Raw genomic sequence first — 17,521 nt, forward strand, 5'->3', positions numbered from 1 at the left:
CGGGCCGGTGCCATCCCTGCGGGGGATCCGGCACCCCGCCGATCGGGGCGCGCCCGGTGCTTGGTGTGCGTGCTAGCTTCCGGGCCATGGGATCACGTGGGTCACGCGCGGCCGCGGCGCAGCAGGCGATCGAGGGCGTAAGGGAGTTGGCCGGTGCGAGGCTGACGGCCGAGCAGGTGTTCCGGCGGGCCGACGAACTGCTGCGCGACGTCCTGGAGTACGACGCCGTCTGCTGGCACACCGCCGACCCGGCGACCGGTCTGGTCAACTCCGTGCTGAGTGACGACCTCAGCCTGGACTCCTTCGAGAACGCCGTCCGGCTCGAGGTGTGGGCCGACGACCCGGCCACCTTCCCCAGGATCCGCCGCAGCGGCGTCCGGGCCGAGACGCTCAGCAGGGCGACCCAGGGCCGCCCCGAGCGGGCCGCCCGCTTCCGCGAGCAGATCGCCCCGGCCGGGTTCGGCGACGAGCTGCGCGCGACCTTCGACGCGCACGGCGGGATGTGGGGCTGCGCCGCGTTCATGCGGGCGGCCGACCGGGGGCACTTCCTCGGCCGCCACCGCGAGCTCGCCGACACCGCCGCCCGGCACCTGGGCCACGCGCTGCGGGCCTGCCACCTGCCGCCGGGCGGTGGGGCGGACGCCGACGCGGGACCGGCCGTCGTGGTGCTGGGCCCGTCGAACCGGCTGGTCGCCATCTCCGGTCCGGCCGAGGAACTGCTCGCCCGGCTGGCCGACCCGTCCCGCACCTCGCTGGGGCTGCCGACCGCCTTCGCGATGGCCGCCGAGCAGGCCCGCCGCACGGCGAGCGGGCTGCCGGTGCCCCAGGCGAAGATCCGCATCCAGTCCGGCGACGGCCGCTGGTACGTGCTGCACGGCTCGTCGCTGCAGGGCTCCGCGGCCGGCGAGGTGACGGTGGTGGCGACCGCGGCCACCCTGGCCGACGCGATGCCGCTCTACCTCTCCGCGTACGGGCTGACCGCGCGCGAGCAGGAGGTGGCGCTGCTGCTGGTGCGCGGCTGCGACACCCGGGACGTCTCACGGCTGTTGACGATGAAGCCCTACACCGTGCAGGACCACCTCAAGGCGGTGTTCGCCAAGGCGGGAGTGGCCAGCCGCCGCGAGCTGATAGCCCGGATCATGCTCGGCGGCGGGCACTGAGCGGGGCGGCGGGGCGGGCGACGGGACCCGGTCGGCCGATGCCCGTTTGACAAATCCCCTTGCCGGAGCGGCAGATAGGAGCCATGGCCGACCACCCCCACGACAGCGTCCACCCCACCGCAGACCCCACCGCGGACCCCCGCGGCGCCGCCGGTGACGACCTCGCCGCGGTCCTGACCACGGTGGGCCCCCGCCTGCGGGCCCTGCGGCGCGAGCGCGGCAGCACCCTGGCCGGGCTGAGCGCGGCGACCGGGATCTCCCTCAGCACGCTGTCCCGCCTGGAGTCCGGTCAGCGCAAGCCGACCCTGGAACTGCTGCTGCCGCTCGCCCGGGAGTACCGGGTGCCGCTGGACGAACTGGTCGGCGCCCCGGCCACCGGCGACCCGCGGATCCACGCCCGCCCGTTCAAGCGCTACGGCCAGACCTTCATCCCGCTCACCCGCCACCTCGGCGGGCTGCACGCCTACAAGCACATCATGCCGCCGGGCCACGGCGCCGGCCCCGAGCTCGAAACGCGGGTGCACGAGGGCCACGAGTGGGTCTACGTGCTCGCCGGGCGGCTGCGCCTGCTGCTCGGCTCGCAGGACCTCGTCCTCACCGCCGGGGAGGCCGCCGAGTTCGACACCAGGACCCCGCACGCGTTCGGCAACGCCGGGCCGAACGCGGTCGAGTTCCTCAGCCTGTTCGGCGCCCAGGGTGAACGCATCCACGTCCGGGCGAAGCCGGGAACCCCCGTGCGTTAGCTGTCCGCGGGGTTCCGATCGGGGCCCCGCGAGGCGGTGCGGAGCGGGCCGGGGACGAGTGTCGAGGAGAGCACGGGGAGCGGCACGAGCGGCGCGGGGACACTCAGGACTTGAGGAACTCCAGGAGGTCGGCCTCGAAGGCGGTCCGGTACGCCCCGTGCAGACCGTGCGAGCCGCCCGGGTAGACCTTGAGGACGTTGTCCGGGACGAGCTTCGCCGCCTTCAGCGCGGCGGCCGCGATCGGGACGATCTGGTCGTCGTCACCGTGCGCGATCAGCGTGGGGATGTCGATGCGCCGCAGGTCCTCGGTGAAGTCCGTCTCGGAGAACTGCCGGACGCACTCGTACGCGCCGCGCGCGCCGACCTGCATGCCCCAGAGCCAGAACGCCCGGCGGATGCCCGCGGCGCCGACGAGGTCCGCGTCGGGGCGGTCGAACCCGTAGAAGGACTCGCTGAGCTCCCAGTAGAACTGCGAGCGGTTGCCGTCGACCCCGGCCCGGATGTCGTCGAAGGCGGCGAGGGGCGTGCCCTCGGGATTGCCGGGGCCCTGCAGCATCAGCGGCGGGACGGCGCCGAGCAGGACGGCCTTGGCGGCCCGGGCCGACCCGTGCCGGCCGAGGTAGCGCGCCACCTCGCCGCCGCCGGTCGAATGGCCCACCAGGACGGCGTCACGCAGGTCCAACTGCTCGATCAGCTGGGCGAGGTCGTCGGCGTAGGTGTCCATGTCGTTACCGTGCCAGGGCTGGTCGGACCGGCCGTGGCCGCGCCGGTCGTGGGCGATCGCACGGAAGCCGTTCCCGGCGACCAGCCGCAGCTGTTCGTCCCACACGTCGGCGTTCAGCGGCCAGCCGTGACTGAAGACGACGGGGCGGCCGCTGCCCCAGTCCTTGTAGTGGATCCGGGTGCCGTCGCTGGTGGTGATGGTGGGCAAGGGGGCTCCTTCGCACGGGATGCGGGACGGGGAGGAGGCGGGGACAGGGCGGGGTCGGGGCACGGTCGGGGCTTCGGCTGTCCCCGGGGCGGGTCGGTCGTGCGGGTCGGTCGTGCGGGTCGGGCGGCCCGGTGGGGCATGACCGCGCACTCCGCCGACGCTAGGCCCGGAGCGGGCCCGCCGCCCCGCGAAGGTGACGCTCCGTCAGCGTGTCGGCCGGGAACGTCGGCCGAACGGGTGACCGACGACTGGTGCCGAGGCAGCCGGGGCCCGCCCGGCCGACGGTTCGGCGACGGCCCCCGGCCGGTGCCGGACAGCTGCCATCGCGCCTGGTGGGCAGCGGTCCGCCGGGCGTCCGGGCCGTCCTATGCTGGCGGGATGACCGAACTTCCCGGCTTCGCCGCGCTGCTGGCCCGACTGCTGGACCACCGGGGCCCGGAGCCCGCCGAGTCGGCCCGCCGGGCCGGCGTCACCGACGCCGAGCTGGCAGCGGTGCTGGACGGCGCCGCGCCGGATCCGGCGCTGCTGCGCCGACTCGCGCCCGCCCTCGGCCTGGACACCGCCGACCTGTTCGAGATCGCGGCGCTGCCGCTGCCGGCGGACCTCGCGCCGGCCGGCGGGATGGCCACCACCTCGATCGTCGGCGTGGTGCGGTTCGGCATGGCGCTGCCGGCCGACCGGCGGGCGGAACTGCGCTCCTTCGTCGCCTCGCTGCCGCCGGCCGACCGGCCGGGGCGGATCGAGGGGCTGCCCGCCTCGGCGCCGGACCCGGCCTCCGCCGGGAACCTGCTGATGCGGATGGTCGCCACCCGGAACCTCGGGTGGACCGGAACCACGAAGATCTTCCACCTGCTCACCGGCCGGTACTGGATGTCCGACGCGTACGGGCGGATCTCCTCCGGGGCGGACGCGCCCACCCCGGACCTGGTCGCCGACTTCGCGCTCGTGCTGGGCATCCCGGCGGGCGACCTGGCGGCGCTCCTCGGGATGCCGCTGCCGCCGGAACTGCCCGGGCCGGACGCCGCCGTCGCGGACGCCGCCCTCGCGGACGCCGCCCTGCTGCTCCGGGGCCTGCGGCGGCTGGGCGTCGCGCAGCTGCGCGAGGCGGAGGACCTGGCGAGGGCCCTGCAGCCGTCCTGACCGGGGCGGGCGGCCGGTGGTCCGGTCGGCGGGCGGTGCGGCCCGCTGGTGGTGCGGTCGGCCGGTGGTCCGGTCGGCGGGCGGGCGGCCGGTGGTGCGGTCGGCCGGTGGTCCGGTCGGCGGGCGGTGCGGCCCACCGATGATTCGGGCGGGCTCCGGCGCGGATCCTCTACAGCGCTGTAGAGTCGTTCGGGTGGCGACTACGCCCGGTCGCGCGGCCGTCCCGTCGGGGAGCCGGCGACCGCACCGGAACGGGAGGGCGCAACCGTGGTGGAAGGTCGGGGCATGCCCGTACTCGAAGGCAGGCGCGAGGCACGGAACGGAACAGAGCCGCGCGGAACAGACCCGCGCGGAGCAGGACCGGGCGGACCGGGGTGGGGTGAACCCGGGCCGGACGGACCGGAGCGGGGTGGACCGGAGCGGGGCGCGGGCCCGGTGGACACCGAGGTGGAGTGGGTCTACCAGCCGGTCGAGGTGCACTTCGACGACGACCGATGGGCCCTCGGGCGGATCAGCGGATGGTGGCAGGACGCGGGCGGACGGCGCTGGTGCCGGCTGAGGGTGGCCCGGAGCGGTCGCCCGGCCCGCTGGGAGCCGTTCGACCCGGCGCGGGTGGTTCTGCTGCCCGTCGGCGGACTCTGAAGCCCCGTCGGGGCGGTGCCGCCCGGGCCCGGACCGGGCCGCGGCAGGCCACTTGCCCGGGATTGGCCCTGGCCCCGGCGGAGCGGACCGGTCGAGGATGAGCGGTATGAGCGATTTCGACAGCGCGCTGCGCCCCGAGAGCCGGATCGTCCACCCGCCCGTCCCGGAGGTGACCGGCAGCCGCCCGATGGGAGTGCCGCTGCACCAGAGCCACCTGTTCGCGTTCGAGGACAACGACGCCCTGACGCGTGCCTTCGCCGGACCGGACGAGGCCTTCCTCTACAACCGCTACGGCAATCCGACGGTCCGCTCGCTGGAGCAGGCGGTCGCCGGGCTGGAGGGCGGCGCGGGCGCGATCGCCACCGCCTCCGGCATGGGCGCGATCAACACCGTGCTGCTCGCACTGCTGAGCTCCGGCGACCACGTGATCGCCCAGCGGAGCCTGTACGGCGGCACCTTCGCGATGCTCGCCGACCTCGCCCGGCGCTGGGGCGTGGAGGTCACCCACGTCGGGGGCGACGACCCGGAGGAGGTGCGGGCCGCACTGCGCCCCAACACCCGCCTGCTGCACCTGGAGACGATCTCCAACCCGACCACCCGCGTCACCGACCTGCCCGGGCTGATCGGGGTCGCCCGGGAGGCCGGGGTGCTCAGCGTGGTGGACAACACCTTCGCCACCCCGCTGCTCTGCCGGCCGATCGAGCACGGCGCCGACATCGTGGTCCACTCGGCCACCAAGTACCTCGGCGGGCACTCCGACGTGCTGGCCGGGATCGCCGTCTTCGCCGACCCCGAACTCCACCGCACCGTCTGGCACTACGCGGTCGAACTGGGCGCCTCGGCCGACCCGCACAGCGCCTGGTTGACGCTGCGCGGCCTGCAGACCCTGGCCCTGCGGGTGCGCCGGCACTGCGAGAGCGCCCGGGAGCTGGCCGGCCGGCTGGCCGGTCACCCGGCCGTCACCGGCGTCCACTACCCGGGCCTGCCCGCCCACCCCGACCACGAGCTCGCCCGCCGGCTGCTGCCGGAGGGCCACGGCGGGGTGCTCGCCTTCGACCTGGCGGGCGGCCGGGAGGCGGCCCGGGCCTTCACCGAGTCGGTCCGGCTGGCCTCGCTGGCCCCCTCACTCGGGGGCGTGCACACCCTCGTCCTGCACCCGGCCAGCACCTCGCACCGCCAGCTCGACGACGCGGAACTGGCGGCGGCCGGCATCGGCCCGGGCACCGTCCGGGTCGCCGTGGGGATCGAGCATCCCGAGGACCTCTGGGCCGACCTGGAGCAGGCGCTCGCCAAGGCGTGAGCCCGACGGCCGTGCGGCAGTGCGGCCGGGGCGGCCAGGACGGCGATGTCGTCCTCGGCCGCCCCGGCGGCGGCCGGGCCGAGCGCGTGCGGCGCGGCGAAGTGCAGGTCGTCCGGCGCGCCGGCGGCGCGTGCGGCGCGGTCAGGCCCCGGGTGCGGGCGGCTGCTTGAGCTTGGCCCAGACGACCTCCAGGGCCGCGATGTCCGCGTCGTCGAGCCGGTCGTCGAAGGCCTCGGCCAGGACGGCGCGCCGGGTGGCGTCGGCGGCGGCGAAGAGCCGGCGGCCCTCGGGGGTCAGGGTGATCCGCACGGAGCGGGCGTCGACGGGGGAGGGGACGCGCTCGACCAGGCCGCGGGCCTGGAGCGAGTCGGCCACCCGGGAGACCTGGCTCCGGCTGAGCAGCGTCTTGGCGCCGAGGTCGGAGGCGGCCACCGGCTCCGCCTGCCCGTGCAGCCAGAGCATCACCTCGAACCAGGAGAGCGGCAGGTCGTGGGCCTTGCCGAGGGCCTGGTCGACCTTGGCACTGAGGGTGGTGCCGGCCCAGACGAGCCCGTAGAAGGCGTGGTCGCGGGCGGTGAGCTCGCCCAGGGTGAGTTCGGTACGCGCCATGCCGACACCCTACCTGTTTGCGTGTGCGCACACACGGATCTATGGTGTGTGTGCACGCACGCAAATCCGAGCCGTCGGGAGCACCCTCATGACCACCGCCCGCATCGCCCTGATCACCGGTACGTCCTCCGGCATCGGCCTGGCCGCCGCCGTGGCCGTCGCCCGCGCCGGGCACCACGTCGTCGCCACCATGCGTGACACCGGCCGCTCCGGCGCGCTGCTCGCCGCCGCCGAGGCGGCGGGCGTCGCCGACCGGATCGAGGTGGCCCGGCTGGACGTCACCGATCCGCGGTCGGTCGAGGCCTGCGTGGCCGGTGTGGTCGCCCGGCACGGGCGCCTCGACGCCGTCGTCAACAACGCCGGAGCCGGCTACGTGGGCACCGTCGAGCAGGACGGACTGAAGCCGGTCCGGGCCACCATGGAGGTCAACTTCTTCGGTGTCGTCGACGTCACCCGCGCCGCGCTGCCGCACCTGCGGGCCGTCGGCGGCCGGGTGGTCACCGTCACCAGTGTCGGCGGCGTGGTCGGGCAGCCCTTCAACGAGGCCTACTGCGCGGCCAAGTTCGCCGTCGAAGGCTTCATGGAGGCGCTGGCGCCGGTCGCCGCCACCGTCGGCGTCAAGGTCATCGTCGTCGAGCCGGGCGCGGTGGCCAGCGAGTTCGTCGCCAGCCAGGGCCTGGACATCCCCGCCCTACTGGCCGCCGCCGGCCCCTACGCCCCCGCGCTGGACGCCTACGCCGCCCGCACCCGGGCGGCGTTCACCCGGGCGCAGACCCCGGAGCAGGCCGCCGAGTCGGTGGTGGAGGCGCTGACCGCCGAGCAGCCGCCGTTCCGGATGCAGACCTCCGAGACCGCCCGCGCCTTCGTCGGCGCCAAGCTCGCCGATCTGGACGGCTCCGCGGTGCAGGAGCTCACCGGTGGCTGGGTCGGCTGACCGCCGCCGGGGCCGCCCCCGCACCTCCTCTGGTTGAGGACATGCCAGGTCAGCGGGGTGCGGAGCTACACCTGCCCCCCGAGAGGTTCCAGCCGATGGACGGATTGACGACCGGTCATACTGGGCGAGGCCTGAGCGCAGGCCACAGGCGCCGACGACGGCGCCGAGCACGCCCCAGACCGGAGGAACCGATGAGCCGCCACCTGCCGACCACCGTTCCGCCGGGCGCGACGCCGGCGCAGCCGTGGAACCGGCAGCGACTGCGGAGCAACAACGAATGGCTGCTGCTCGAACTGCTGCGCACCGGTGGCCCCTCCTCACGCGCCCAGCTCGCCCGGGACACCGGGCTGTCCAAGCCCACCGTCTCCGCCGCCCTGGCCGCGCTGGAGCAGGCCGGACTGGCCCGCGAGGCGGGCCGGTTCGTCCCCGAGCGCGGCCGGACGGCGGTGCTCTACGAGCCGGACCCGACGGCCGGCCACGTACTCGGCGTGGACATCGGCCGTGGCTGGCTCCGGGTCGCGGTGGCCGACCTCGCCGGGCGGATCGTCGCCCGCCGGGACGTGCCCAACAAGGGCCGCTCGGCCAACGCGGTGGCCGACGCCGTGGTCGCGGCCGCCCGGGAGACCGCCGCCGAGGCGGGGCTGGCGGCCGGCGACATCGTGCACGCGGTGATCGGCACCCCGGGTGTCTGGGACGAGCAGCGGCGCGGCGTGCGGTACGCGACCAGCCTGCCCGGCTGGGGCAGACGCGGTCTGTTCGACCGGATCGCGGCGGGGCTGGAGACTGCCGTCACCGTCGGCAACGACGCCAACCTCGCCGCCCTCGGCGAGTTCACCCTCGGCGCCGGGCGGGGCAGCCGGATGTTCGCCTACCTGCTGATCGGCACCGGCCTCGGCGTCGGCGTCCTCAAGGACGGCGAACTGCTCTCCGGCGCGCACGGCGCGGCCGGCGAGGTCGGTCTGGTTCCGCTGCCCCCCGGAGCCGACGGCGAGCCGGGCGGGACGATCGAGCAGGAGGCCGGGGCCGACGCGGTGGTCCGCACCGCACTGGGCCTCGGCATGCGCGGCCCGCTGACGGCCAAGCAGGTCTTCGACGCGGCCCGGGCCGGCGACCCGCTCGCCGCCCGCGCGGTCGAGCGCGAGGCCGAACAGCTCGCGTACGCGATCGCCGTACTCGCGGCCGTGCTCGATCCGGACCTGGTGGTGCTCGGCGGCGGCGTCGGCGGCAGCGCCGACCTCCTGCTGGAACCGCTGGAGCGCGAGCTGCACCGCCTCACCCCGCTGCGCCCCAAGCTCGCCCCGAGCGGGCTGGGGGAGCAGGCCGTGCTGCTCGGCGCCGTCGCCACCGCCCTGGACACCGCGCGGCCCGAGGTCTTCGAGCGCCGCTCGGCGCTGGCCGACCACGGCGTGCCGCTCTGACGGACCGCGGCCCCGCCGCTCCGGCGGACCGGCCGACCGGACCATCGCGCCGTGGCCCCGGCCGGAGCGGCCCGGACCACGGCGGTGCCTCCCGGTCAGCAGCTGATGCTGCCCCGGCGCAGCGCGTGGCCGCCGGTGTTGCTGTCGTCGGCCCAGTAGACGGGCTTGGCGCCGGCGGTGCACTCCCCGGCGCCGGCCAGGGCGAAGCCCTCGTTGTTCAGGTTGGCCAGGCCGCTCGGCCGGTTGAACACCGCGGTGGTGACGAAGGTGCCGCCCGCGCCGACCTGCATCGTCCGGTGCTGGCCGTCGCAGGTGTCGTCGCACACCACCCAGAGCCGGGAGGCCTGCGGCTCCCACTGCAGCTCCATGACCCCGGCCATGCCGCTGCCGAGGGTGGCCACCTTGGTGAACGCCCCGCTGTCCTGGAGGACGAAGCCGTAGATCTGGCCGCCCTCGACGCCGACCAGGAACACCCCGCCCCCGTGCGCGCCGTACCCGGCCGGGTTGTAGGCCGCGTGGGTCGACTCGTCGGTGAACCCGGCGCCGGTCAGATAGCCGTCGGGGATCCAGGTGATGCCTTCGAGCCCGAGGTTGGAGCCCACCGACGGCAGGGCGGAGGTCAGGTTCCACTCCTTCGCGGCGGTCAGCGTGGTCCCCGTGCCGCTCACGTCGTACCGCAGGACGGAGAGCCTGCTGGTGCCGGAGGCGTCGCCGTTGCGCTCGCTCGCGACGAACACGCCCCCCGAGGCGCCGGCGCCGGTGAGGGTGACGCCCTCGCTGTCAGGGGTGCCGGAGCCGCCCGGGAAGCGCAGCTTCTTGCCGGCCGTCCAGCCGTTCGCGGTGTCCGGCTTCCACCCGCCGGACCCGTTCGGCACCAGCCGCCACAGCTTGCCGGAGTTCTGCGCCCCCCACAGCACGCCGCCCTCCTGGTAGAGACCGCTGAGGTCCGACCCGAAGACGTTGGAGGCGTCGGCGTTCGCCACCGTCCCGCTGCCCGGCCAGGCCACGGGCGAGGTGCCGCCGGTGCTGCCGCAGGCGTTCGCCGCCCCCAGGGTGAGCGCCGCCTTGCGGAAGGCGCCGGTGCCGTCGGGGCAGCGCGACCAGGACGGGGCGGAGTGCTCGCTCCAGCTGAAGCTGTCGACCAGGGTGCTGCCGTTCGGCAGGTACAGCCGTGCCTTGTCGGAGGAGCCCAGGCCGAACGCGCCGTGGACGTCGAAGGCGCGGAACCCGCCGGGGGCCAGCGTGGTGCCGGCGGCGATCGCGTACTTCGAGCCGTTGTCGTCGTCCTTGAGGATCCAGCCGGAGACGTCCACCGCGGTGGTGCCCTTGTTGTAGAGCTCGACGGAGTCGTCGACGTCCCCGGTGGTCACCACCTCGTTGATCCGGATGTCGTCGGTCGAGGCCGCGCGGGCGGGCGAGGCGCTCAGCAGCCCCGCCGGCCCGGCGGCGGCGACGAGGAGGAAGGCGAGGCTTCGGCGCCAGCGCGGTGCGCGCGATTCGGTCACGATGTCCGTCCCGGGATCGTCCTGTCAGGGTGTCACCACCCTGCCGCCACCGACCCAACGGGTGCCCGCCGCCGGGCGAGCGCCGTATGAACAGCGGACGAACCGCCGGGCGCGGCCCGGGCGGCAGGAGACCGGGTAGGTCGTACTTCCCACTGTTCCCCTCGCCGCCCCCGTGAACCGCCCCTCCCGCGGGCCCGAGCTCCGGCGGGGGCGGGAGCCCCCCGGGGCGCCCGGGGCCGGTGGGGTCCGCCGTGCCGGGCAGCGGCGTCCGTGGGCATCCTCTCGATGTCCAAAGCCCTTACACGTCAAGGAATATGACGTAGCGGCCCGGGAGCGTGCTTCCCCGGCCGTCCTGTCGGCGGCGTTGAGCGGCCTCGGCAGGTCCCTGCACGACGGCGGGCGACCGCTGGAGGCCGTCGACCCGCTGCACGAGGCGGCGGCGCTGGCCGCCGAGCAGGACGACGCGTCCGCCGAGGTGTGGGCGCTGGCCCTGCTCGGCTCCGCCCTCACGATGGCGGGCCGGCGCACGGAGGCCGCTGCCGCGTTCCGGCGTTCCCGGGCGGCGGTGCGGCGCGTCCAGGAGCCGGTGTCCCGGGCCGCGGTCCACCCCGCCCGGCCGGATCGGCCGGCGGCGCCGCCGGTCACGGTGGTGGAGGCGACGGTGCCCCCCGGAGCCGTCCCGCCGGGCGCCGCCGCCCGAGGTTCGCGGTCGGGCGGCGGTGCGGCGTCCGAGAAGGGTTCGCACTTCCGGCGCGCGTCCACCGCCTACGCCCAGGTGACGGTCGTGCTGGCCGTCGCGGCCTGGGCGGCCTTCGCGCCGGGCGGGCCCTGGGCCACCGCGGCCGCCGTCGTCACCGGAGTGAGTGCGGTGCTCGCCCTGGTGGCCGGGCTGGCCTTCCGGAACGCCGGCGGCGCGGACGTCGCGACGCCGGCCCAGGTGGCGCTGCGGGCCGTCTGGACGCTCCTGACGGTGCCGGTGCCGCTGCTGCACGTGATCTCGTTGATGCGCGGTGAACTGTTCCTCACCGGGCCCGTGCCGAGCCTGGCCGGCTTCGTGGCCTACCTCGGCCTGGCCGCCCTGGTCCGCCGGGTCGGACGGTTCGGCGCGGTGGCCCTCGGCGTGTAGCGGCGAGGGCCACCGCGCGCCGCCCGGGCCGCGGGCCCCGGCCCGCGCCTAGCCGACAGCCTGGTACCCACCGTCCTCGGCGCGGAAGATCTGCTTGGCCTTGGCGAGCAACTGGAGGTCACGGCGCACGGTGCGCGGGTCCGGGCGGGGCAGGTAGGTCTCGCGGGCCCGGTGCCAGTCCCAGGTGCCGCCGTCCTTCCGCATGATGTCCAGGAGCCGCTGCCGGCGCTCGATCGCCGAGGCGGGTGGGGTTTGGTCGTCGTTCATGGGTTCATTCTCTCGCATCGCGGTGCCGGGTCGGGACGGGGGCGTCCTGGGCGGCGGGAAACCGCGCGTAGTCGTCCGTGTTCCCGCCGTTCAGGGCCGGACCATGATCCTCCAGCCGGGACCGACCCGGCGGCAGAGCCTAGGCCGCTCGGCCGATCGCGACCGGGACCAGCGGCGGAGGCCGGCCGGACCGCTCGGTCCGTACCGTGGTGGAATGACTGTCGATCTGGAGAAGTACTTCGCCCGTATCGGATGGGAGGGCGAGTCCGCGCCCACCGCCGCGACCCTTCGCTCCCTGCACCGCGCGCACATCCTCGGCATCCCGTTCGAGAACCTCGACGTGGTCACCGGCTCGGTGCCGTCGCTGGATGTCGGTGAGCTCCAGGCGAAGCTCGTCGACAGCTCCCGCGGCGGCTACTGCTTCGAGCACAGCTCCCTGTTCGCTGCGGTGCTGGACGAGTTGGGCTTCGGGGTCACCCGGCTGACCGGCCGGGTGCGGGTCGGCGCGCGTGCCGGGGAGGTCCGACCGCGGACCCATATGGTGCTGGCCGTCCAGGTGCCCGGCGAATCCGGCCGCCACCTCGTCGACGTCGGATTCGGGTCCATCGGCGGGCTGCTGGAGCCGCTCCCGATGATCCCCGGTGAAGCTCGCGAGGCTGCCGGGCGCACCCACCGGCTGGTCGTCGAGGAGGCGGACGGCCCCGCGCCGATCTGGGTGCTGCAGGCGAGGACGGGCGAGGTCTGGGAGGACCAGCACGCCTTCACCCTGGACCCGGTCCCGGCGCCCGACCTCACGATGTCCAACTGGTTCGTGGCCACCTACCCGCGCTCGCCGTTCCGTCGGTTCTACCTCCAGCGCACCCGGACCGCCGATCACGTGCGGCTCGACGGGAAGACCTTCACCCACACCGACGCGGCGGGCACGACCACCGCCCGGGAGCTCGAAAGCCCCGAGGAACTGGTGGAGTTGCTGGCGTCCGAGTTCGGCATCAACCCGCCCCCGGGCGTCGCCGCGGCCTTCTGACCCCGCACCTCGGAGTTCGGGACACCGGGGTTGCGGCCTCGCGCCAATTCGGCGCGGGGCCGCCGGCTGCTCCGGAGGGTCAGCTCCCGGCGGGGAAGTCGCCGGAGCGGACTCCGGCGATGAAGGCCCGCCAGGCGTCGGCGGGGAAGTCGAGCGCGGGGCCGTGGGCGTCCTTGCTGTCCCGGACCACGATGGCGCCCTCAAGTTCCCCGCACTCGACGCAGTTGTCGTTCGGGTTGCTGGCCAGTGCCTTCTTCCATTTCACGGGAAGGGCTGAGGCGACGGGGAAGTGGGTCACTTGAGCTTGTCTCTCTTCTCTGCGATGAGGTTGAACGACTGGTCGAGATCCAGGGCGGTCGCCATGATCTCGTCGAATGCCGCTCGGTAGAGGTCGACGTGATCGGGGTCCTCCACCCAGTCGCTGCTCAGCATTCCGCTGAGCAGCACGAGATCGAGATCCCGTTGCCGGAATTCCAGGAGAGCGAAGGAGCCGGTCATTCCGGGGTGTGGCGGTGCCATGGCCGGCATGATCTGAATCTTGACGTTGGGGAGCTTGCTGAACTGCTGAAGTTTGTCCAGCTGGTCGACCATCACGCCAGGGGCCGCGGCCATGGTCAGGGCTGATTCGTGGATGACGGCCCACAGCTTGAGGGGGTTCTCGGCTCTAGTCAGGACGAACTGACGGTTGATCCGGACCTCGACGCGCTCTTCGACACTGGTCTTCGTCAGGACGCCGCTGGCGATGATGGCGTGGGCGTACTGCCGAGTCTGGAGCAATCCTGGGATATAGGCCGACTCGTATGACCTATTGCCGATCGCTGTCTCTTCGAGACGGATCAGGTCGGTGTAGAGCGGGTTCAGCTGCTCGTATCCGGCCATCCAGCCCGGTCGGCGCTTGTCCCGGAGGATCTCGACCAGGACTTCCTTCAGCTCCTCGTCGCACTCGTAGAAGTCGAGGAGCGCGCGGACCACTTCGGGCTTCAGTTGGACCCGGGCGTTCTCGTATCTGCTGAGCTTCACGAGGTTGACGCCGTCGACCTGGGCGACGACTTCCTCGGCCGAGAGGTTCTTGAGCTCCCGAAGCCTCCTGAGCTCCGCCGCGATGCGCCGGTAGCGCACAGCCGGCACTGCAACCGCCATCTGTGTAACCCCTCCAGAGCTGTCCGTGCACCAGTGTGCACGTCCCGGGTGATGGTTCGCCACTGCCAACCCGAGCTTATGGGCGCCACCTTGGCATCTGAACTGAAAGTTTTCATATTTGCTCGACATGGCTTGCGAGGGAGCTGAGCCATGCTCCATGCTGATGGTGATGGAGCGATGACGCACGGTGACATGTGTCGCCGTCTGCCTTGTCTGCCGATGCCTCCTGATCCCCCGCATGCGGAAGGTGGTTCCCCCATGTCCGGAACGCCCGAAAGCCCGGTCGCCGTCATCCATGAGCGCAGTTGCTGGCTGCTGCGCAGCGACAGATCGCCGGGTGATGCCCGGCGGCTGCTCGAAGAACTGCTCGTGGAGGTCCCGGATGGCCAATGCTTCGCGGAGGCCGGGCTGTTGATCGTCTCGGAGCTGGTGACCAATGCCGTGCTCCACGGGACGCCCGGCGGCAACCGGGTCCGGCTGGTGATGTCCGTCTGCGCCTCGTGGCTGCGGATCGAGGTGCACGATGCTCGGGCGGACAGGGAGCCTGTGCTCCGGGCCGGTGGCTCCGACGACGAGTCAGGGCGGGGGCTTTTCCTCGTCAAGTCCCTCTCGCGCCGTTGGGGTTGTGGTCCTCGCCCGGGAGTCGGGAAGATCGTGTGGGCGGAGGTCGGGCCCGAGGGGTGGGGCGCCGCGTGAGGCGGGCCCGAGGGGACCGCTGACGCGACGGCGGCCCCGAAGCTCCGGGGCCGCCGTCGCGTCAACGGACAGGTCAGGCCGTGGCGTCCGCCGTGGTGGTCGGCCTCAGGTACTCCTCGCGGATCTCGCGGGGGCCGAAGGGCCAGGTGCGTTCGGTGCGGGCCCAGAGGAGGAAGGCGCCGCAGCCCGCGACGACCCAGGCCAGCGACCACTCGATGGGGTGGAAGCCGGGCGCGTTGCGGTCCGCGTAGCCGTAGATGACCAGCCAGCCGACGGCCGCGACGATGCCGGGCGCCGGGTAGAGCCACATCCTGTACGGCCGGACGAGTCCGGGCTGGCGGCGGCGCAGGACGGTGACCGCGACGATCTGGGCGAGGGCCTGGACGATCACCATCACGGTGGTGAGCAGGTTGATCAGCAGGGTCAGCGGGGGGTGGTCGGTGCTGGCGCCGAGGTGGCGGCCGAGCAGGAAGCCGGCCGCGGTGAGTACGCCCATGGCGGCCAGGCCGAGGACGGGGAAGCCGTGCCTGGGGTGCAGCCGGCCGAAGGCCCGGAAGAAGACGCCGTCGCGTGCCGCGTCGTAGGGCACCCGGGAGCCGCCGAACAGGCCGGCGAGGACGGAGGCGAAGGCGGTGACCAGGATCAGTGCGGTGACCACCTGGGCGGCGCCCTTGCCCCAGGTGCTCTCCAGGACCGCCGAGGCGACCGACTTGGAGGCCACCGACTCCGGGTCGAGCATCGCGTGCCAGTCCATCGCGCCCAGGACGCCGATCTGCAGCAGCAGGTAGATGGTCATGATGCCCACGATGGACAGCACGATGGCGCGCGGCAGGACCCGGCCCGGGTCGCGGACCTCGGCGCCGACGTAGGCGGCGGTGTTGTACCCGAGGTAGTCGTAGATGCCGATGGTGAGGCCGGCCGCGAAGCCGATCCAGAACTGGCCGTGGGTGAGTTCGACGGCGTGCGCGGGCCAGTCGAAGGCGCGGCTCGGGCTGAAGTGGGTGTAGCAGGCCACGATCACGGCGAGCACCGAGAGGATCATCACCCCCCACATCACGGTGGTGAGCCGGGCGATGTTCTCGACCCGCCGCCAGAGCAGGAGCACCACCAGCGCGCAGAACGCGATCCCGACCAGATCGCCCTGGCCGCTCGTCATGCCGGGCCAGAGGTAGCCGAGGTACTGGACGAAGCCGACCACGCCGGTGGACATGATCAGCGGGATGAAGAGCATGGCCGTCCAGACGAAGAGGAACGGCATCAGTCGCCCGGTCCGGTACTGGAAGGCCTCGCGCAGGTAGACGTACGTCCCGCCGGCTCCCGGCAGGGAGGCGCCGAGTTCGGCCCAGACCAGGCCGTCGGCGAGGGCCAGGACGGCGCCGGCTATCCAGCCGATGACGGCCTGCGGGCCGCCGAAGGCCGCGACCATCAGCGGGATCGTGACGAAGGGGCCGATGCCGCACATCTGGCTCATGTTGAGCGCGGTGGCCTGGAAGAGGCCGATTCTTCGGGTAAGGCCGGGGGACACCGGGGCCTCCGAGCGTGGGGGAGTGGGGCGCCGGGCGGGGTGCCGGGGGGTTCAAGTTAGGGAGCATTACTTATTTCGTCAAGCCGCTCGGCCGGCAAGGGGGTTACTCCGGTGACAGTTGGGAAACTTTCCTAACGAAAGCCATTGACCGCGCGCCGCGCCGCCCCGATTCTGTAGGCGCCCGCTGTGGTCGCCGCCGTCCGCCCCGAGTGCTCCGCTCCTCCCTCCGCCTCGCTCCCCCCTCCGCCTCGCCCGTCTCCCCCTCGATCCGCCGTCGCAGGCGGTGGATCGGCGAAAGTGAGTTGGCATGCCCATATCTATCGGAGTCCGCCCGACCGCCCCGTCGGTGGCCGCCGTCCTCGGCTCGGCCGCCCTGCTGCTGGCCTCGGCGACCACCGCGACAGCCGCCCCGGCCGCGTCAGCCGCCCAAGCCGCCCCGGCCGCTCCCGCCGCGGCGGCGGCCGTGCCCGCGATGGCCGCCGCGCCGTACGAGTACCTGGGCTGGGGCAGCCCGCAGAAGCCCACCGACGTGATGAAGGCGACCGGGGTGAAGTGGTTCACCCTCGCGTTCGTCCTCTCCGACGGCGGCTGCAACCCCAAGTGGGACGGCAGCCGGGCGCTGACCGGTGGGTCCGACGAAGCGGCGATCAAGTCCATCCGGGCGGCCGGCGGCGACGTGGTGATCTCGGTCGGCGGCTGGAGCGGCAACAAGCTGGGCGAGAAGTGCTCCAGCGCGAGCGCGCTCGCCGGCGCGTACCAGAAGGTGATCGACGCCTACAAGCTCAAGGCGCTGGACATCGACATCGAGGACACCGAGTTCTCCAACGCGACGGTCCGTCAGCGCGTCGTCGACGCACTGAAGATCGTCAAGACCAAGAACCGGGGCATCGTCACCTACGTGACCATGGGCACCACCCCGAGCGGCCCGGACGCCACCGGGAGGGACCTGATCAAGCGCGGCGCGCAGGCCGGCCTCGCCAACGACGGCTGGGTGATCATGCCGTTCGACTTCGGCGGCCACACCGGCCCGATGGGCCAGGCCTCGGTCAGCGCGCTGGAGGGCCTGAAGGCGGCGGTCAAGAGCGCCTACGGCTACGGTGACGACGCCGCGTACCGGCACATCGGCGTCTCCTCGATGAACGGGAAGACCGACGAGGCGGGCGAGACGGTCACCACCGCCGACTTCCGGACCATCCTCGGCTACGCGCAGCAGCACCACCTGGCCCGGTACGCCTTCTGGTCGGTCAACCGCGACCGCGCCTGCGGCTCCGGCACGGACGCCGACGCCTGCAGCGGCGTCGCGCAGTCCCCGTACGAGTTCACCAAGATCGTCGTCCAGTACCAGGGCTGAGGGGCATTCC

Annotated in this window: 18 protein-coding genes; 11 read left to right on the forward strand and 7 right to left on the reverse strand. The window is 73.6% G+C overall.

The window, feature by feature from the left end; all coding sequences use genetic code 11:
• Positions 1-86 precede the first annotated feature (86 nt).
• Together ABZ497_RS12905 and ABZ497_RS12910 are read left to right on the forward strand one after the other, a co-directional pair.
• Positions 87-1,160, forward strand: coding sequence for a helix-turn-helix transcriptional regulator (locus ABZ497_RS12905; protein ID WP_359804696.1), 1,074 nt, complete (start codon positions 87-89; stop codon positions 1,158-1,160).
• 83 nt (positions 1,161-1,243) lie between these two features.
• Positions 1,244-1,903, forward strand: coding sequence for a helix-turn-helix transcriptional regulator (locus ABZ497_RS12910; protein ID WP_329491402.1), 660 nt, complete (start codon positions 1,244-1,246; stop codon positions 1,901-1,903).
• 103 nt (positions 1,904-2,006) lie between these two features.
• Here ABZ497_RS12910 and ABZ497_RS12915 read toward each other — a convergent pair whose 3' ends face one another.
• Positions 2,007-2,834: an alpha/beta hydrolase gene (locus tag ABZ497_RS12915; RefSeq protein ID WP_359804698.1), complete on the reverse strand. Its 828-nt coding sequence runs from the start codon at positions 2,832-2,834 to the stop codon at positions 2,007-2,009.
• Between the two features lie 378 nt (positions 2,835-3,212).
• On the opposite strand from ABZ497_RS12915, the gene ABZ497_RS12920 reads away from it, so the two are divergent.
• The 3 genes from ABZ497_RS12920 to ABZ497_RS12930 all read left to right on the forward strand — a co-directional run bounded on the left by ABZ497_RS12920 (position 3,213) and on the right by ABZ497_RS12930 (position 5,916).
• Positions 3,213-3,974, forward strand: a complete 762-nt coding sequence (locus ABZ497_RS12920; protein WP_359804700.1) for a hypothetical protein — start codon at positions 3,213-3,215, stop codon at positions 3,972-3,974.
• Positions 3,975-4,409: 435 nt separating this feature from the next.
• Positions 4,410-4,616 (forward strand): hypothetical protein, encoded by a 207-nt coding sequence (locus ABZ497_RS12925; RefSeq protein WP_359804702.1) that lies wholly within the window; start codon positions 4,410-4,412, stop codon positions 4,614-4,616.
• A 106-nt stretch (positions 4,617-4,722) separates the two neighbouring features.
• Positions 4,723-5,916 carry an aminotransferase class I/II-fold pyridoxal phosphate-dependent enzyme gene (locus ABZ497_RS12930; protein WP_359804704.1) on the forward strand — a complete coding sequence of 398 codons (1,194 nt, stop codon included), beginning with the start codon at positions 4,723-4,725 and terminating at the stop codon, positions 5,914-5,916.
• A gap of 141 nt (positions 5,917-6,057) precedes the next feature.
• Here ABZ497_RS12930 and ABZ497_RS12935 read toward each other — a convergent pair whose 3' ends face one another.
• Entirely contained in the window at positions 6,058-6,525 is a 468-nt protein-coding gene (locus ABZ497_RS12935) for a MarR family transcriptional regulator (protein WP_359804706.1), read from the reverse strand.
• A gap of 88 nt (positions 6,526-6,613) precedes the next feature.
• Between ABZ497_RS12935 and ABZ497_RS12940 the strand changes: the two genes are divergently transcribed.
• Both ABZ497_RS12940 and ABZ497_RS12945 read left to right on the forward strand, forming a co-directional pair.
• Positions 6,614-7,459: an SDR family NAD(P)-dependent oxidoreductase gene (locus tag ABZ497_RS12940; protein WP_359804708.1), complete on the forward strand. Its 846-nt coding sequence runs from the start codon at positions 6,614-6,616 to the stop codon at positions 7,457-7,459.
• Between the two features lie 191 nt (positions 7,460-7,650).
• The gene (locus ABZ497_RS12945) at positions 7,651-8,877 is read left to right on the forward strand and encodes an ROK family transcriptional regulator (RefSeq protein ID WP_329491409.1); all 1,227 of its coding nucleotides are present in this window, start codon (positions 7,651-7,653) and stop codon (positions 8,875-8,877) included.
• A 95-nt stretch (positions 8,878-8,972) separates the two neighbouring features.
• Here ABZ497_RS12945 and ABZ497_RS12950 read toward each other — a convergent pair whose 3' ends face one another.
• Positions 8,973-10,382, reverse strand: coding sequence for a lamin tail domain-containing protein (locus ABZ497_RS12950; protein ID WP_359804710.1), 1,410 nt, complete (start codon positions 10,380-10,382; stop codon positions 8,973-8,975).
• 364 nt (positions 10,383-10,746) lie between these two features.
• Between ABZ497_RS12950 and ABZ497_RS12955 the strand changes: the two genes are divergently transcribed.
• A complete protein-coding gene (locus ABZ497_RS12955; protein ID WP_359804712.1) occupies positions 10,747-11,508 on the forward strand; it encodes a hypothetical protein in 762 nt (253 codons plus the stop codon).
• A gap of 48 nt (positions 11,509-11,556) precedes the next feature.
• Here ABZ497_RS12955 and ABZ497_RS12960 read toward each other — a convergent pair whose 3' ends face one another.
• Positions 11,557-11,775, reverse strand: a complete 219-nt coding sequence (locus tag ABZ497_RS12960; RefSeq protein WP_329491412.1) for a hypothetical protein — start codon at positions 11,773-11,775, stop codon at positions 11,557-11,559.
• 214 nt (positions 11,776-11,989) lie between these two features.
• Between ABZ497_RS12960 and ABZ497_RS12965 the strand changes: the two genes are divergently transcribed.
• Positions 11,990-12,799 carry an arylamine N-acetyltransferase gene (locus ABZ497_RS12965; RefSeq protein WP_359804714.1) on the forward strand — a complete coding sequence of 270 codons (810 nt, stop codon included), beginning with the start codon at positions 11,990-11,992 and terminating at the stop codon, positions 12,797-12,799.
• A 79-nt stretch (positions 12,800-12,878) separates the two neighbouring features.
• On the opposite strand, the gene ABZ497_RS12970 is transcribed toward ABZ497_RS12965, so the two are convergent.
• Both ABZ497_RS12970 and ABZ497_RS12975 read right to left on the reverse strand, forming a co-directional pair.
• Positions 12,879-13,064, reverse strand: coding sequence for a DUF397 domain-containing protein (locus ABZ497_RS12970; protein WP_359804716.1), 186 nt, complete (start codon positions 13,062-13,064; stop codon positions 12,879-12,881).
• 29 nt (positions 13,065-13,093) lie between these two features.
• Complete coding sequence (locus tag ABZ497_RS12975) at positions 13,094-13,939, reverse strand: helix-turn-helix transcriptional regulator (RefSeq protein WP_359804718.1); 846 nt, start codon at positions 13,937-13,939, stop codon at positions 13,094-13,096.
• A 258-nt stretch (positions 13,940-14,197) separates the two neighbouring features.
• Between ABZ497_RS12975 and ABZ497_RS12980 the strand changes: the two genes are divergently transcribed.
• Positions 14,198-14,635, forward strand: coding sequence for an ATP-binding protein (locus ABZ497_RS12980; protein ID WP_359804719.1), 438 nt, complete (start codon positions 14,198-14,200; stop codon positions 14,633-14,635).
• Between the two features lie 73 nt (positions 14,636-14,708).
• Here ABZ497_RS12980 and ABZ497_RS12985 read toward each other — a convergent pair whose 3' ends face one another.
• Positions 14,709-16,160 carry an APC family permease gene (locus ABZ497_RS12985; RefSeq protein WP_359804721.1) on the reverse strand — a complete coding sequence of 484 codons (1,452 nt, stop codon included), beginning with the start codon at positions 16,158-16,160 and terminating at the stop codon, positions 14,709-14,711.
• A 307-nt stretch (positions 16,161-16,467) separates the two neighbouring features.
• Here ABZ497_RS12985 and ABZ497_RS12990 point away from each other — a divergent pair, with 307 nt between their 5' ends.
• Complete coding sequence (locus ABZ497_RS12990) at positions 16,468-17,511, forward strand: chitinase (RefSeq protein ID WP_359804723.1); 1,044 nt, start codon at positions 16,468-16,470, stop codon at positions 17,509-17,511.
• The last annotated feature ends 10 nt before the right edge of the window (positions 17,512-17,521 follow it).

The sequence above is a fragment of the Kitasatospora sp. NPDC005751 genome (assembly GCF_040630835.1).
GTDB lineage: Bacteria > Actinomycetota > Actinomycetes > Streptomycetales > Streptomycetaceae > Kitasatospora.

Bases quoted from the DNA above. Each gene is read 5' to 3' on its own strand.
- ABZ497_RS12905 (WP_359804696.1), top strand. From the start codon at position 87: ATGGGATCACGTGGGTCACGCGCGGCCGCGGCGCAGCAGGCGATCGAG.
- ABZ497_RS12910 (WP_329491402.1), top strand. From the start codon at position 1,244: ATGGCCGACCACCCCCACGACAGCGTCCACCCCACCGCAGACCCCACC.
- ABZ497_RS12920 (WP_359804700.1), top strand. From the start codon at position 3,213: ATGACCGAACTTCCCGGCTTCGCCGCGCTGCTGGCCCGACTGCTGGAC.
- ABZ497_RS12930 (WP_359804704.1), top strand. From the start codon at position 4,723: ATGAGCGATTTCGACAGCGCGCTGCGCCCCGAGAGCCGGATCGTCCAC.
- ABZ497_RS12935 (WP_359804706.1), bottom strand. From the start codon at position 6,525: ATGGCGCGTACCGAACTCACCCTGGGCGAGCTCACCGCCCGCGACCAC.
- ABZ497_RS12940 (WP_359804708.1), top strand. From the start codon at position 6,614: ATGACCACCGCCCGCATCGCCCTGATCACCGGTACGTCCTCCGGCATC.
- ABZ497_RS12945 (WP_329491409.1), top strand. From the start codon at position 7,651: ATGAGCCGCCACCTGCCGACCACCGTTCCGCCGGGCGCGACGCCGGCG.
- ABZ497_RS12960 (WP_329491412.1), bottom strand. From the start codon at position 11,775: ATGAACGACGACCAAACCCCACCCGCCTCGGCGATCGAGCGCCGGCAG.
- ABZ497_RS12965 (WP_359804714.1), top strand. From the start codon at position 11,990: ATGACTGTCGATCTGGAGAAGTACTTCGCCCGTATCGGATGGGAGGGC.
- ABZ497_RS12975 (WP_359804718.1), bottom strand. From the start codon at position 13,939: ATGGCGGTTGCAGTGCCGGCTGTGCGCTACCGGCGCATCGCGGCGGAG.
- ABZ497_RS12980 (WP_359804719.1), top strand. From the start codon at position 14,198: ATGTCCGGAACGCCCGAAAGCCCGGTCGCCGTCATCCATGAGCGCAGT.
- ABZ497_RS12990 (WP_359804723.1), top strand. From the start codon at position 16,468: ATGCCCATATCTATCGGAGTCCGCCCGACCGCCCCGTCGGTGGCCGCC.